Here is a 13,377-nt window from a genome sequence, read left to right on the forward strand (position 1 = left end):
TTAAATTAAGCCGTAAGGCTCTTAGTTTTCTTCTTTCGCTTTACGCAAATTGTCTAAACCGGTCACAAAATAACGCGCCGGAGCCGTCCAAACAGAAAGCAACATTCCCATAAGCTCTTCTTTGCTTGGGAGTTTTGAAACCGCTTCCACATGAGCTACGCTAACGCTTTCTTTATCAAACAAGCCCGCTTTCAACACAAAGTGATCTTTATGCTCTTTTTGGAAATCAAACACGAGTTTAGAGAGAGCGATTTGATCATCGCCCCACAAAAACACATTGGTTTCTTTCAAATCCAAATCAGCGCAACCCGCTTCTTTCATGGCAATATGAGCAAGCGTGTTTTTAATCACTTGCACTTTAATGCCTTGAATGCAAGCCTTATTCCTTAAAGCTTCCAACTTTTTCACGCTAAGACCCTTATAATCGCAAATTAAAAGGGCTTTGGCATCTGCAAATTGCGACTTTAAGTTAGCGACTAGCTCTACTTTATACTGCCTTTGATGTTGTTTTTGCATCTTTTCCTCCTTTCTAGACTAGACCTCTGCAAGATTATCTTTTTAAAAAAGAAATTTTAAGCTTTTTAGCTCTTACGATCTTCAGCCTAAGATTAAAAACTCCTAACGCTATTTAATATCCATCAATTCCTGTGCGTCCAAACTCACTGAAGGCGACATGGTGAGCGAAAGAGCAGCGTTTCTAATATATTTGCCTTTCGCGCTACTGGGTTTTAGGCGGTTGATCGTTTTAACCAACTCAAGCATGTTTTCTTTGATTTTTTCTTCAGGAAAACTCGCCTTACCAATAGGGGCATGAACATTGCCCTTTTTATCCACCCTGAAATTCACTTGACCGCTTTTAGCGTTACTAACCGCTTTAGCAATATCCATCGTAACGGTTCCGGTTTTGGGGTTTGGCATCAAACCTTTAGGGCCTAAAATCCTACCCACTTTACCGACAACCGCCATCATATCAGGCGTTGCGATCACCATGTCAAAATCAATACGACCATTTTTGATTTCTTCAGCCAAATCATCTCCGCCAACGACATCAGCCCCAGCGTTCTTGGCTTCATCTTGCTTAATGTCTTTTGCAAAAACAGCCACTCTTACTTTTTTCCCTGTTCCATGAGGAAGCACCACCGCACCACGCACCATTTGATCCGCATGCCTTGGATCAACCCCTAGTCTTAACGCTACTTCCACGGTTTCATCAAATTTGGCTGAAGCGAGGGATTTAACCACCTCTACGCCTTGCTCTACGCCATACGCTTTATCGTTTTGAATTTTAGAAAAAAGTTTTTCCAATCTTTTAAATACTTTTTTTGCCACGATTCTAATCCTTAAAAATTTCTTTCAATTCCAACAAAACCCAATCAATCCACAACTTCTACGCCCATGCTCCTAGCGCTGCCCATAACGATTTTTTTGGCCGCTTCCATGGTGCTTGTGTTTAAATCTTCCATTTTCAATTGTGCGATCTCTTCCACTTGCTTGTGGGTGAGCTTTGCGATCTTATTTTTGAGCGGGTTGTCAGAACCTTTTTCAACCCCAGAAGCTTTTTTGATCAAATCCGTTACTGGGGGCTTTTTAGTGATAAAAGTGAAACTCTTATCTTGATAAACCGTGATAATGACCGGGATATTAAAACTCCCCATGTCTTTAGTTCTCTCATTAAAAGCCTTACAAAATTCCATGATATTAACCCCTCTTTGACCCAATGCTGGCCCTACTGGAGGTGAAGGGTTTGCCTTACCGGCAGGGATTTGAAGTTTGATTTCTCCGACTACTTTTTTAGCCATGTTTTCTCCTTAAAAAGTTATATAATTTTTTCCACTTGCGAATGCAAAATCTCTATTGGAGTGTTCCTGCCAAAAATAGAAACATTGAGCTTGAGCTTGCGGTGTTCCACATCATACTCTTCCACCGTAGCGGTAAAGTTCGCAAAAGGGCCTTCCACCACGCGCACCACTTCGCCTTGCTCAAAAAAGATTTTGGGCTTGGGGGCCGCTCGGTTATTCATTTTCTCTAAAATATGCCCAATATCCGCTTCACTCAATGGGGTTGGCTTTTTATTTTCTCCAATAAAACGGCTCACTCTTGGCAAAGATTGTATCTTATGCCACAAAACCGTATCTAAATCCACTTTAATAAAAACATACCCAGGATAAAGGCTTCGTTCCGTTACCTTTGTCTTGCTTTTTTTAGAAACCTCTATAATATCTTCAGTAGGCACAATGATCTCTTGTATCCTATCTCTTATATCATGGTCATTCGCTAAATTCTCAATCGCTTTCTTAACGGACTGCTCGCTCCCTGAATAAGTTTGTATGGCATACCAATCCATTATCATTCTCCTTATTTAAAGCCACCAACCTATAAAACACTAGAGACAAAAGCCCCTAGAGAAAAATCCAACAAAGCTAAAAATAGCGTGATAGCACTCACCACCACTAAAACAGAAACAAGCGCATTGCGTATCTGCTCTTTAATGGGAAATATCACTTTAGAAAGCTCTTCTCTAGCCAATCTGTATTGCATGAGCCATTTATCCATAGTCTCTCGTTGCCCTCACTTAAACTTAATACATTTAATTAAAAGAATTTTCAATTTTATCCAAAAACAGCTTAAATTAAAATTAAAAAATCAAAAACAACCAAACAAAAAATTTGATGAGATAAATTAGTAAATGGCAGGCCAGGAGGGACTCGAACCCCCAACAACCGGTTTTGGAGACCGACGCTCTACCATTGGAGCTACTGACCTAACCTCCCCTCCCTTTAAATTGCAATGCAAAAGAAAGAGCTAACTCTTCAATTTGATTTCTTTATGAAGAGTGTGCTTATTTTCCCTTGGGCAGAACTTTTTAAGCTCCAGTTTTTCAGTGTTAGTCTTGGCGTTCTTAGTGGTGCTGTAATTGATGTCTTCACAATCAGAACACTTCAACCCTATTTTAACTTTCATAATGACCCTTTATGGTAACTCTTTTTGCTAATATTATTCAATAATATTGCTCACAACACCAGCACCAACGGTCCTACCGCCTTCACGAATCGCAAATTTAGTTCCCAACTCTAACGCAACAGGGCTAATCAATTCTACAGTGATTTTCACATTATCGCCAGGCATAACCATTTCTACGCCTTCAGGAAGGGTGATAGAGCCAGTCACATCAGTTGTGCGCACATAGAATTGCGGGCGGTAGTTGGTGAAAAATGGAGTGTGTCTCCCGCCTTCTTCTTTAGAAAGGACATAAATTTCTCCCTCAAATTTCTTGTGCGGAGTGATAGAACCTGGTTTGCATAGAACCATACCGCGTTCTACTTCTTCTTTTTTAGTTCCTCTTAAAAGCACGCCCACATTATCGCCGGCTTCACCTTTTTCCAACTCTTTCCTAAACATTTCTACACCGGTTACAGTCGTTTTTTGTGTAGGTCTGATACCAACGATTTCCACTTCATCGCCTACTTTCACCACACCTCTTTCAATCCTACCTGTAACCACAGTCCCTCTACCCGCAATAGAGAACACGTCTTCAACCGGCATCAAGAAAGTTTTTTCAGTGTCTCTTTCTGGAGTAGGGATATAGGCATCCACTTCAGCCATGAGCTTAAGCACTTTTTCACCCCATTCACCCACATTACCAGCCTTTGCTTCTTCTAAAGCTCTTAAAGCTGAACCCGCTATGATAGGAGTGTCATCGCCAGGGAATTCATACGCGCTCAACAATTCGCGCACTTCCATTTCCACAAGCTCTAACAATTCTTGGTCATCTACCATGTCTTGTTTGTTTAAGAAAACAACGATGTGAGGCACGCCTACTTGACGAGACAATAAGATATGCTCCCTGGTTTGAGGCATAGGGCCATCAGCTGCAGAAACAACCAAAATCGCTCCGTCCATTTGCGCCGCACCGGTGATCATGTTTTTTACATAGTCAGCGTGTCCTGGGCAATCCACATGCGCATAGTGTCTGTTTTCAGTCTCATATTCAATGTGAGAAGTAGCGATAGTGATCCCTCTTTCTTTTTCTTCAGGGGCGTTATCAATATTATCATAGTCTTTCATTTCTGCAAGACCTTTCAAAGAAAGCACCGCTGAAATCGCTGCACTCAAAGTCGTTTTACCATGGTCTACATGCCCAATGGTTCCAATATTAACATGCGGCTTAGTTCTATTAAACTTTTCTTTTGCCATTTGTATTTCTCCTTAATTTTTTGAAATGGATTTTAGAATTATACTAAACAAAATCCTAAGTATTCCTAAATGCTACCACAAAATTTAAGACATTTTTGTCTTATCGCCATTCAAGAGATTATAAACTGGAGCCTATAAGCGGAATTGAACCGCCGACCTCTTCCTTACCAAGGAAGTGCTCTGCCTCTGAGCTATATAGGCGTCTCAAAAACTAAATGTTATCCTAAAAATGGAGCGGGAAACGGGACTCGAACCCGCGACCCTCAGCTTGGAAGGCTGATGCTCTAGCCAACTGAGCTATTCCCGCATCTATAAAACAAAATGGTGGTGAGACGTGGATTCGAACCACGGAAGACATAGTCAGCAGATTTACAGTCTGCCCTCGTTGGCCACTTGAGTATCTCACCAAAAACTTTGCAAAATAACATTTTAACTGGAGCTGGCTAAGGGACTTGAACCCCCGACCTGCTGCTTACAAGGCAGCTGCTCTACCAACTGAGCTAAGCCAGCAACTAAAATAATCAAAGACTTGGGATTATAGCAGTTTTATACTTGACTTGTCAAGAAATGATGACAGAAAGCTAAATTATTCGTATGGCACAGAGCATGGTTAAAATTTAGCTATAATCTAGCTCAATTTGGCTTAACACAGCTCAAAGCTTATTACATATAAAATAAAAGAATTTATGGACACTTAAATTATGGCGAAAAAAAAACATAAAATTTCTACTTTAAAATACTTTTTGCGTTCTTTAAAGCAAATTTATATGCTCATCACTTTCAAGGAAAAAATGGTTTTTTTCCTGCTTGTGCTGATGGCGGTTTTTTCTTCTTTTGTGGAAGTGATGTCTCTAACTCTCTTAATGCCTTTTATCACTCTCGCTTCCGATCCTAGCAGGGCTTTAGACGATAAAGACTGGAAAATGGTTTATGATTTTTTCCATTTTTCATCTCCCGTTCGCCTTATGTATTTCTTTAGTTTTTGCTTGGTGGGGATTTATTTGTTCAGGATGTTTTATGGGGTGTCTTTCACTTATTTGAAAGGGCGTTTTTCCAATAAAAAAGCTTATCAAATCAAGCAACAACTTTTTTTACAGCACATTAAAAGCAACTACCTCTCCCACCTTAACCACAACTTGGATTCTTTAAGAGATATTATCAATAATAAAGCGGATGGCATGTTTATGAGCTTTAACGCTTTTTTGAATCTACTCACCGAATTAACCGTGATCGTTTTTTTCTATTCCACGCTATTAATCACTAACTGGAAGTTAACGCTTGTATTCACTCTAATCATCTCTATACAAATTTTTATTATCACTAAAAAAATCACCATTCTTATTCAAAAAAAGGGCGAGATAGCGGCAAAATCTAGGGCGCAAACGCTTAAAGTTTTTTCAAAATTTTTCAGCAATTTCAAAATCACTAAACTCAAAGACAACCACGAAGAAGCCCACAAGCTTTTTGGAGAAAATAGCCGTAAAGCCCATGACACCGAGATTATTTATTCTACTTTGCAAGTAGTCCCTAGGTATTCATTAGAAACGGTGGGCTTTAGTTTGTTGATTTTAGCGGTCGCTTACATTTTATTCAAATACGGCGAAGCTAAAATGGTGCTTCCTACCATTTCTATGTATGCTCTAGCGCTTTATCGCACGCTCCCTTCTGTTACTGGCGTTTTGAATCAATATAATGAAATCGCTTACAACCAGCTTGCGACTAACATTGTTTTTAAAAGCCTTACTAAAACCATCGTTGAAGAGGATTTAGTCCCTTTAGACTTTAATGAAAAAATCACTCTTAAAAACATTTCATTCGCTTATAAGCCAAAACACCCGGTTTTAAAGAATTTTAACCTCACCATTCAAAAAGGTCAAAAAGTCGCTCTTATAGGCCATAGCGGGTGCGGAAAATCCACGCTGGCGGATATTATTATGGGGCTTACCTACCCTAAAAGTGGGGAAATTTTTATTGATAACACCCTTTTAACCAACGAAAACAGGCGCTCATGGCGTAAAAAAATAGGCTATATCCCCCAAAATATTTACCTTTTTGATGGCACTGTGGGGGATAATATCGCTTTTGGGAGCGCCATAGATGAAAAACGCTTGATTAAGGTGTGCAAAATGGCTCATATCTATGATTTTTTATGCGAGCATGAGGGACTTAAAACCCAAGTGGGCGAAGGGGGTGCTAAGCTTAGCGGCGGTCAAAAACAGCGCATAGGCATTGCAAGAGCCCTATACGATAACCCTGAAATTTTGGTTTTAGATGAAGCCACTTCAGCCCTAGACAATGAAACCGAGAGTAAAATCATGGATGAAATCTATCAAATCGCTAAAAATAAAACCCTAATCGTTATCGCCCACCGCTTAAGCACGATTCAACGCTGTGAAGTCATCATTGATATGAGCCAACACAAAGACAATCTTGGCTAAAGTTGGCTTCACTCTTTTATAAAATTTTGCAAATCAAACCCTTTAAAACTCTCCAAATACTTCCCTTGATAGCCGTTTTGACCCACCAAATTTTTCAAAACCTTGCTGTTGTAACCCAAAAACGCCACTTTATTAGCCTTAGCGCTTTCATAGTCATTGACGCTATCGCCTATCATTAGCATGCGGCTTGGGTTATAGGCGTATTTTTGAATGATATTAGCGATAATCTTGGGTTTATTAGGCGGACTCCCTTCAACGCTCCTAAAATACTTAGTAATCCCTAAAAACTCGCACAACACTTGCAATTCGCTATGCAAAGCCGCTGAAGCGATATGGAAAACATGATTTTTATAATGCTTATCAATAAACGCCATCACTTCGCTATTCAAATGCCCCCTATCAAAAAGCTTTTGTTCTATGATAGCGCCAAACTCTAGGGCTAATGCATCCACTTCTTCTTGATCGATAGGGGTTTTTAAAATCTCGTTATAAAAATATTGGATTTTTTCATTCCTTGAAATCCCCCCACTTTGATAGTGATAAACTTCAAATCGCTTCAAACTCTCTTGATTCTTGTTGCCATACTTTTGAAACAACGCCTTAAACCCTTCATATTTTAAATGCATGCTGTCAAAAATCACGCCATCAAAATCCCATAAAACCACTTCAAGCGCCATGATTTCCCCTTTTTTATAGGCTTATTTTGGTTTCATTTTACCTTATTCAAGCGGTATTTAAGCGATTATTTTTGCCATTTAAAGGTTGGGCTATTTTGACTCTTATTTGATAAGAATATGCAAACACTCTTTGGTGTGTGCGGCTTTATGGGCGCGTTTGTTATCCGCTTTAAAACGCATGTAAGTTTTGGTAGTTAAGGAGTAAGCACCGTATTTTTTTAAGATATTTTTAATCTCTGTCTCGCTCATAAGCCCTTCATTGTTATAGCTTAAAAAGATATATTTGAATCGCGCTTTTTTGATCAAGTTTTCAAAAGCGTTTAAGATTTGAGAACGAGAGCAAAAAGAGGATTTCTGGTAACTGGGCAAGCCGGTTTTGCCTTTTGGAGTAAAGGGTGTATAAGCAGCAATCGTGTTCAATAAATGGTAATTCGCCCCGTATTGCCTCGCATTGTAAGGAGGGTCTAAATACAAGATATCCCCTGAAATCTTTCCAATCAAATCATTAGAATCCTGCTGGTACACTTCATTAGCGTTTAAGCTCAAATCAAAATGAGCGCCTTTTAAGATGAGTTCTTTTTGAGCGCTTTTTTTAAGGCGTTTTAAAAAAGCCCCATAAACTGAAGCGGTGTTAGCCACCTTGTCCGCGCTCTCTAATAGCGATGCGAGCAAAAAATAATACGCGCAATTATCAATGTTTTGAGAAAGCTTAAGCTCTTCAATTTTGAAACGCATCGCATCAATTTTTTGAGCGTTTGTTTCGCTAAAATACTGCCTTGAACCCCCCCCTAAAGAATAATGCGAATAGATAAAGCCTTTTTTTAAAGCAACGCTATTAATCCTGTCAATAAGCTCTTCTTGATTAGGGATTTCTTGAATGTTGCCGATATAATTTTGATTCAAAACAAAGCTGTAATACTCCAAATCATTAGAAATAACCTTATTAACAGCTTTTTTAAACGCACGCCCCACAATGCCCGTCCCAGCGAACAGATCACAAAAAATCGCACCAGAAAGGTTGTCCCCTACAACCGCATGGATATTTTCCTTAATAAAGGGAATGAGCTTGTATTTAGAGCCGATGTAGTTCATTAATCTGTGTTTGTATGCTTCTTTAAATGGTATAGCTATATTAAAGTTAAATTTTATGTATTGTAACATAACTTGATTATGAATAAGTCCTAACCCCCACGATTAAAATAATCTTAAAACCAACTAATCAATCCTATGTGAAACGATGATCGTTTTTTTAATACCGCACGCTCTACCAATCGTTTCATTAAAACAACGAAACAACCCCTCTATTGCCAATAAAGACTTTTTCTATCGCAACTACTCATTAAAACACCGCTAGAAAAACAGCGAAACCCCCCTACTAGCTGAATGCATCAAAGCTTTTGTCGCTATTGCCCTATTTTCTAGTAGGTTCTTTTATGGATACCATTTTCAAATTCCTGTATTTTGCCATTAACGACTTTAACTACAACCGCTATTATAAACCTCCTAAAATATAAATTGTGATATACCCAACATCAAATTATCAGTCTAGTCTATAGCACAACTAACAGATAAACCTTATATTTGAGTATTTGAGTATTTTATCACAAAATCCCTAAAAAATAGCTTAATAACAAACCCGCTTAACTCTCATAAAATCAGTCTCATTGATCAATTTATCTCAAAATAACCCGCATCGTGCAAATTAGCTCAACCGCTTGTCTAGAATTAACGATCCTTTGTGATGGTTTTGGCTTTAGCGCCTACAGCCGTAGAACCCGTGGGTAAATCTGAAAGCACCACCGCATTAGCCCCAATCCTCACATCATCGCCCACGCAAATCGCACCCAAAACCTTAGCCCCAGCCCCCACTACCACTCGGTTGCCTAAAGTAGGGTGGCGCTTGCCTTTAAACTTGCCCGTGCCCCCTAGGGTTACGCCATGATAAATGGTAACATCATCTCCAATCTCTGTGGTCTCGCCAATCACCACACCCATGCCATGATCAATAAAAAGCCCTCTCCCAATCTTAGCGCCCGGATGGATTTCTATCCCAGTGATAAAACGCGCCAACTGAGAAAGCGCGCGCGCAATGAAGTAAAACCTCCGCTTGTGCAACGCATGCGCTAGGCGGTAACAAAGCAATGCATGAATGCCCGGATAAAGCAAGAGCACCTCCCACTTATTCCTAGCTGCCGGGTCTTCTTGCAAGACACGCTCCAGGCTATAAGACAGATCTAGCATGACAGAGTCTCCGGTTGAAATATATTTGAATCAACATGACTTAAGCAGATTTTTCTCATCCATTCCAATAAAATTTGATGCAAATTTTTCTTGCCATTATACCCAAACTCACACTCCTTTTAATGGAGTAAAATTAATAGAGTAAAACGCTCTCTCTTTTAATTTTTTTTAAATTCTCTTAAACAACCCTTTAAAAAAGGCTTAAAAAACCCACTAATCCATCATTTATTTGGTATTTATTTGGGATAAAACTATTTTAAATGAAAAAAATAAAAAGCAGATTGAAAAAAATTACTAGTAGTGGTGCCGAAGGTCGGACTCGAACCGACACGGGATTGCTCCCACCAGATTTTGAGTCTAGCGTGTCTACCAATTCCACCACTTCGGCGTGTATAAAGCAAAGAGTGAGATTATACCCACTTACTCCTTAAAGAAACTTAATGGTGCACTGGGCGAGACTCGAACTCGCACGAGATTGCTCCCACCACCCCCTCAAGATGGCGTGTCTACCAATTCCACCACCAGTGCTAAAAATTTAAAACAGATATTATAGCTAAATTACGCTTTTTAAGCAATAATTTAGCCCATCAAAAAACCCTTAACTTAAGAATGGGTTACTATAAATAGCGATAATAGCAAACACTAGAGTATAAATCACTTGCGCTTCAATCATCGCCATGGCCACGAACATGGTGGTGAGCAATTTACCGCCCACTCCTGGGTTTCTCGCTGTGCCTGTAATGGTCGCTGCAGCCGCATTCCCCATGCCGATCGCCCCACCAAAAGCGGCAATCCCTAAACCAATCATCGCCCCTAAGATAGAATAAGATTTAATCATATCCATCCCACCCATTCCGCCATCATGAGCGAAAGCAACGCCCGCTAAAGCCAGAAAAAATAACGCTAAAAATTTCATTTTCGCACTCCGTTTCAAAAATTAGGCTTGATTTTCATTTCGAATCGTTCCTCTACTTTCAAAAATACAAGCAAGAATTTATTTTAATACAAACTAGCTTAAAAACGCTTTTAAAAAACGCTTTTTAAAATTTTAAGCCAAATCCAAGGCGATTTTACCCTTATTGAAGCTAATCACCCTACACCTGATGCTATCGCCTTCTTTTAAAACCACTTGACACCTGTCCATGTTTTGCTTTCTTAACAAGCCTTCGCCCCCCTTAGGCAAGCTTAAAAACGCCCCAAAATCCACGATTCTCTTCACTTGAGCTTCTAACACCTCATCAATAGCGTATTGCTCCAATTCTTGATTCAAAGAATGCAAGTAGTTTAAAATAAATTCCTTCGTTTTCAAAACCCGTTCTTTATTCCCCATGATTTTCACTTCACCGCTCGGTTTGTTCAAATCAATTTTAACCTCAAACTTTTCTACTATCTCTCTGATCACACGCCCCCCTTGACCGATAATTTCTACAATTTTATCGGGCACGACATTAAAAATCTCCGTTGTGGGCAAATGGGAAAAATTGATCACGATCTTTTCTTTCGCTTCATGCATGATTTTTAAAATATGCTCTCGTGCTTTTTTAGCTTGGAGTAAGGCCTGGTATAAAACCTCTAATTGGATACCGCTCATTTTGGTATCCATTTGCATGGCCGTAATGCCTTCTAAATTCCCGGCAATCTTAAAATCCATATCGCCTTCTGCGTCTTCTAAACCGCTAATATCGCTTAAAATGGCGTGATCTTGCCCTTCGCTCACCATGCCCATAGCCACCCCAGCGACTAGATCATAGATTTCCACACCGCTTGCATAAAGGGCTAAAGAGCCTGCGCACACGCTCGCCATTGAGCTTGAACCATTGCTTTCTAAAATCTCAGAAACCAATCGTATCACCTGATCTTTATTTTTAATACTCGTTTCTAAGGCCCTTTTAGCCAAATTCCCATGCCCTAATTCACGCCTTGAAGTCGCACCGATAGAACTCGCTTCGCCCACGCAAAAAGGAGGGAAATTATAATGAAACATGAACCGCTCTTTAATAGGGTTTTTATGCTCCAAACTCTCATGGGTTTGAGCGTCATTATCCGTGCCTAAAACCCCTACCACTAAGCTTTGCGTTTGCCCCCTAGTGAATAAAATGGAGCTATGCGCCATAGGGAGCAAATCGCTCTCTATCAAAATGGGCCGCACTTCTTCTAACGCGCGCTTATCCGGGCGGATTTTATCCTTAATGATCATGCGCCTTATCTCAGTTTTTTTCACTTTTTCTAAAGACAATTCAATTTCTTCTAAACTGAATTCTGAGTGGGCTTCACTGATTTTTCTGGCAATTTCATTGAAAACATTTTCTCGCTCGCTCAAAGCAGAACTTTCAATGCCTTTGATGATTTCATCAAAATACTGATTTTTTAATAAATCTAACAGCCTTTCATTAAAAATTATTCCTTGGCTCTCTTTGAAAAGCAGCTCGTTTTGGTGGGGCGTGAAAACCTCTTCATAAAGCGTGCAAGTTTCTTTCAAACTTTTTTGAGCCAATTCTAAAGCTTTTAACATTAAAGGCTCTTCTAAAGCGTTTAATTTTTGCCCTAAAGAGCGCATTTCTATCATGTTCAAACTCTCTTTTGTGCCGGACACGAACAAATCCAAACTGGATTGATTCAAAAGGCTTGTGTTAGGGTTAATGATAAATTCGTTATCCACCCTAGCGATCCTGCAAGCGCTCACGCTTTTAATAGGAGCGATATGGGCCAAAAAGAGAGCGGCTGAAGCGGCGTTTAAAGCAGAGACTTGCAAGTCATTTTCAATATCATGGCTTAAAACCATTAAAGTGATTTGGGTAGGGTAGCGGTAATCTTTAGGGAATAAAGGGCGTAAAGTCCTGTCTATGAGCCTAGAGGTTAAGATTTCAAAATCTTGCGCCCTGCCTTCTCTTTTAACAAAACCGCCCGGGATTTTACCGGCTGCATAAGATTTTTCTAAAAACTGCACCACTAAAGGCAGAAAATCTTCACTCACAGGCTCTCTTTCTATGCACACGCTCGCTAAAATGATGGTTTTTCCTAAGCGATACATTAGAGAGCTGGTGGCTTGTTTGGCCACTTGTTTGAGAGCGAACTCTTCGTTTTTGTTACTGGAATTGATGGTGATAAAATCCATATTTAATGTTCCTTTTTTAAATTAGGCGCGTTGTTAGCGCCCAAGTATTTTTCAATTTCTTCATTGCTTAATCGCTTGAGTTCTTTATAATGATGCTCCACAGAAACAAAACATTCAGGGCGATACACGCTAATCACCCCATCGCACAAACTTTCTAAGCCTTGAGCGACATTTTGCGCGAGAATGGGGGTTAAAATATAAATGTCTTGGCATTCTTTTTTCAAGCAAGTTTGCACGCCCAACCCTGCTCTAAACCCGGTTTCAATCCCCCTATCTACGATAAAAATATTTTTATCTTTTAAGCTTTTGATCGCATTGCCTTTGCGATACTGATAGATGTGGGACAAAATGTCTTCTTCATAAGCTCGCTTGGCTTCCCCATAAACATAGTCTAAAGTGATGTCAAAGGAATTGATCAAACTTTCATTCATCACTATATCCATGCTCTCACTCACCAAAGCGATCTCGCATTTTGAGTTTAAAGGGGCTAGGATAGGTTCTAAAAAAAGTATATCATAAGTCGCTCCAAATTTTTGCGCTAAAGCGTTAGCTAAATACAAAGCGTTAAAACTCAAAGCGAGCATGATGGAATCTTTTAAATCAATGTGGCGCGTGTGGATTTCATTAATCAATTTGTTCAAAGCGTCTTCTTCATTGATAAAACGCATGCCCTCTATATCGGTGATATGGCTAAAGTCAGTATTCAAATGCA

The 13,377-nt window shown here is 39.6% G+C and carries 14 protein-coding genes, 7 tRNA genes and 1 pseudogene; 1 reads left to right on the forward strand and 21 read right to left on the reverse strand.

Annotation, left to right across the window (positions count from 1 at the left end; all coding sequences use genetic code 11):
- Positions 1-21: 21 nt before the first annotated feature.
- From rplJ to HG567_RS05760, 12 genes are all read right to left on the reverse strand, one after another.
- Positions 22-516, reverse strand: a complete 495-nt coding sequence (gene rplJ, locus HG567_RS05705) for a 50S ribosomal protein L10 (RefSeq protein ID WP_202163732.1) — start codon at positions 514-516, stop codon at positions 22-24.
- Between the two features lie 108 nt (positions 517-624).
- Positions 625-1,329 carry a 50S ribosomal protein L1 gene (gene rplA, locus HG567_RS05710; protein WP_001085839.1) on the reverse strand — a complete coding sequence of 235 codons (705 nt, stop codon included), beginning with the start codon at positions 1,327-1,329 and terminating at the stop codon, positions 625-627.
- A gap of 44 nt (positions 1,330-1,373) precedes the next feature.
- Positions 1,374-1,799: a 50S ribosomal protein L11 gene (rplK, locus tag HG567_RS05715; RefSeq protein ID WP_001085997.1), complete on the reverse strand. Its 426-nt coding sequence runs from the start codon at positions 1,797-1,799 to the stop codon at positions 1,374-1,376.
- A 17-nt stretch (positions 1,800-1,816) separates the two neighbouring features.
- On the reverse strand, positions 1,817-2,344 hold the full coding sequence (nusG, locus tag HG567_RS05720; protein ID WP_000384125.1) for a transcription termination/antitermination protein NusG: 528 nt from the start codon (positions 2,342-2,344) through the stop codon (positions 1,817-1,819).
- Between the two features lie 29 nt (positions 2,345-2,373).
- Positions 2,374-2,553: a preprotein translocase subunit SecE gene (secE, locus tag HG567_RS05725; protein ID WP_000362130.1), complete on the reverse strand. Its 180-nt coding sequence runs from the start codon at positions 2,551-2,553 to the stop codon at positions 2,374-2,376.
- Positions 2,554-2,687: 134 nt separating this feature from the next.
- A tRNA-Trp gene (locus tag HG567_RS05730) sits at positions 2,688-2,763 on the reverse strand.
- 39 nt (positions 2,764-2,802) lie between these two features.
- A complete protein-coding gene (gene rpmG / locus HG567_RS05735) occupies positions 2,803-2,961 on the reverse strand; it encodes a 50S ribosomal protein L33 (protein WP_000865159.1) in 159 nt (52 codons plus the stop codon).
- Positions 2,962-2,994: 33 nt separating this feature from the next.
- On the reverse strand, positions 2,995-4,194 hold the full coding sequence (gene tuf / locus HG567_RS05740) for an elongation factor Tu (RefSeq protein ID WP_001040574.1): 1,200 nt from the start codon (positions 4,192-4,194) through the stop codon (positions 2,995-2,997).
- A gap of 126 nt (positions 4,195-4,320) precedes the next feature.
- Positions 4,321-4,395 (reverse strand) — tRNA-Thr (locus HG567_RS05745).
- 29 nt (positions 4,396-4,424) lie between these two features.
- Positions 4,425-4,501, reverse strand: a tRNA-Gly gene (locus HG567_RS05750).
- 15 nt (positions 4,502-4,516) lie between these two features.
- Positions 4,517-4,601, reverse strand: a tRNA-Tyr gene (locus HG567_RS05755).
- 27 nt (positions 4,602-4,628) lie between these two features.
- Positions 4,629-4,704: transfer RNA gene (locus HG567_RS05760), tRNA-Thr, on the reverse strand.
- 191 nt (positions 4,705-4,895) lie between these two features.
- Between HG567_RS05760 and HG567_RS05765 the strand changes: the two genes are divergently transcribed.
- Complete coding sequence (locus HG567_RS05765) at positions 4,896-6,632, forward strand: ABC transporter ATP-binding protein/permease (RefSeq protein WP_202163733.1); 1,737 nt, start codon at positions 4,896-4,898, stop codon at positions 6,630-6,632.
- 8 nt (positions 6,633-6,640) lie between these two features.
- Here HG567_RS05765 and HG567_RS05770 read toward each other — a convergent pair whose 3' ends face one another.
- From HG567_RS05770 to HG567_RS05810, 9 genes and pseudogenes are all read right to left on the reverse strand, one after another.
- Positions 6,641-7,309 carry an HAD family hydrolase gene (locus HG567_RS05770; protein ID WP_202163734.1) on the reverse strand — a complete coding sequence of 223 codons (669 nt, stop codon included), beginning with the start codon at positions 7,307-7,309 and terminating at the stop codon, positions 6,641-6,643.
- 102 nt (positions 7,310-7,411) lie between these two features.
- Positions 7,412-8,401 carry a DNA adenine methylase gene (locus HG567_RS05775; RefSeq protein ID WP_202163735.1) on the reverse strand — a complete coding sequence of 330 codons (990 nt, stop codon included), beginning with the start codon at positions 8,399-8,401 and terminating at the stop codon, positions 7,412-7,414.
- Between the two features lie 329 nt (positions 8,402-8,730).
- Positions 8,731-8,802 (reverse strand): annotated as a pseudogene (locus HG567_RS07895) (IceA2 protein); the annotation flags it as partial.
- Between the two features lie 232 nt (positions 8,803-9,034).
- The gene (gene cysE, locus HG567_RS05785; protein ID WP_000886349.1) at positions 9,035-9,550 is read right to left on the reverse strand and encodes a serine O-acetyltransferase; all 516 of its coding nucleotides are present in this window, start codon (positions 9,548-9,550) and stop codon (positions 9,035-9,037) included.
- Positions 9,551-9,851: 301 nt separating this feature from the next.
- Positions 9,852-9,938: transfer RNA gene (locus HG567_RS05790), tRNA-Leu, on the reverse strand.
- Positions 9,939-9,991: 53 nt separating this feature from the next.
- Positions 9,992-10,078, reverse strand: a tRNA-Leu gene (locus HG567_RS05795).
- A gap of 70 nt (positions 10,079-10,148) precedes the next feature.
- A complete protein-coding gene (locus HG567_RS05800) occupies positions 10,149-10,466 on the reverse strand; it encodes a F0F1 ATP synthase subunit C (RefSeq protein WP_000669961.1) in 318 nt (105 codons plus the stop codon).
- Between the two features lie 132 nt (positions 10,467-10,598).
- Positions 10,599-12,665: a polyribonucleotide nucleotidyltransferase gene (locus HG567_RS05805; protein ID WP_202163736.1), complete on the reverse strand. Its 2,067-nt coding sequence runs from the start codon at positions 12,663-12,665 to the stop codon at positions 10,599-10,601.
- 2 nt (positions 12,666-12,667) lie between these two features.
- Positions 12,668-13,372 (reverse strand): phosphoribosyltransferase, encoded by a 705-nt coding sequence (locus tag HG567_RS05810; protein ID WP_001869148.1) that lies wholly within the window; start codon positions 13,370-13,372, stop codon positions 12,668-12,670.
- Between the last annotated feature and the right edge of the window lie 5 nt (positions 13,373-13,377).

Origin of the sequence: Helicobacter pylori, assembly GCF_016755635.1 — a bacterium.
Taxonomy (GTDB): Bacteria; Campylobacterota; Campylobacteria; order Campylobacterales; family Helicobacteraceae; genus Helicobacter; species Helicobacter pylori_CQ.